The organism is Pseudomonas sp. RL_5y_Pfl2_69, from assembly GCF_963970465.1.
In the GTDB taxonomy this organism is placed as follows: domain Bacteria; phylum Pseudomonadota; class Gammaproteobacteria; order Pseudomonadales; family Pseudomonadaceae; genus Aquipseudomonas.
Map to the genome: position 1 here is coordinate 1 of NZ_CAXAOU010000024.1, position 1,363 is coordinate 1,363.

1 protein-coding gene is annotated in these 1,363 nt (G+C 57.9%); it reads right to left on the bottom strand.

From position 1 onward, the window contains the following. A partial coding sequence (locus AACY07_RS24245) for a lipase family protein (protein ID WP_339478291.1) occupies window positions 1-1,363 on the bottom strand: 1,363 nt, incomplete at both ends.

Consider the following 1,363-nt stretch of genomic DNA (forward strand, 5'->3'; position numbering starts at 1 on the left):
CCTGCCAGCGGCGCAGGCTGGCCCAGCAGTTGGGAATGTAGCTGACGACCATTTTGTGGTGGGCATTATCAATCACTTGTCGCAAGAATGAGCCACGGGAGGGCAGGCCGTCCGTTGCCTTTAGCGCTACGGCACAACCGTGGTCGTTGATGGTGCTGCACCCCGGCTTCCAGAGGATCGAGGACATGATGCCCGCGTTAAAGTAGACCGGCATGAAGTGTCGCAGTGTGCCGTGGTGAGCGTAGGGCTCACCGGTCATGTTGACCATGCCCAGTACCAGCGATGCCACCCCGATAGTCGGGTTCAGCACGGTAACGACACCCTGTGCCATGTACTCCCGCTGGGTGGACGTATTCATCCATGTCGATGGAACGCTTGGCACCGGGTCGTTGTGGTTGACTATGCGGTGGTGAACCAGCGGCTTGGCCCCCTCTACGAAGACCTTGTCACCGGCCCGGGGGGCGCCATAGGTGTAAAGCACGATGTCATAGTTTTCAGAGCGCTGGCGTAGCATTTCAGACACGATCAAGGCAATCGCCCCGCCCAGGCTGTGCCCTGTGATAATCAGTTTTTGTCCGCTGTAAAACTTGTCCAGGTAACGGACTGCAAAATCGTAGGCTACCTTGGCCGCACCATAAAAGCCGTTATGCACCTTGCCAGGTGAATCGCCAAAGGGCACCTGAGTCGCATCCATGTCACGCAAGGCATCAGCCACGCTGGCGGTGCCCCGGATCGAAAGAAGAATCAGCGAATCATGGTGAGTGATAAAGGCTTGGGTATCGGTACCGTCGTCATCAGCGCGGTCATCAAGCCAGTGAATAGTCGCCGGACTTTCCTGCTTCTCCCCCAGGCTCGGGCTATTAACCTGCGGGTAGAGTGCCGGGTCGAAGGGCACGACCTCCAGGCGTCTGGAGTACGGCACCTCCTCATACAACGGGTAATACGCCTTTCCTCCAGCCTGCGCTGCATCGACCTGCCAAAGCTCGTCAAATTTTGCTAGCGCGTCAGCAAACCAATTGCCGATGCTCGGCTGTAGCGGAAAGCTCACTGTGTCGGTTTCTACCGGATGATCGATGGGTTGCTGGGCAAAGTCGCTGTAACTCAGTGTCGACATCAACGCCAGTTGGTAGAGGTTGAGCGCGCAGAAATCGTTGCCGGGTGACAGCATTGGGCGCAGGGCGCGCAACGGGCGCACTTCCAGTACATGGTGCCGGTTCGGCATCAGCGGAACGCCGAAACGGTTTGCTAGCTCAGGTTTGTAACCAGCACTTCCTTTGACCGGTAGCGGTCGAAACAGCTTAAAGACATGGAAGTTGGGAGGGAAATGGCGTGCGGACAACGGCGGCAGGTGTGCGCCGTGCTC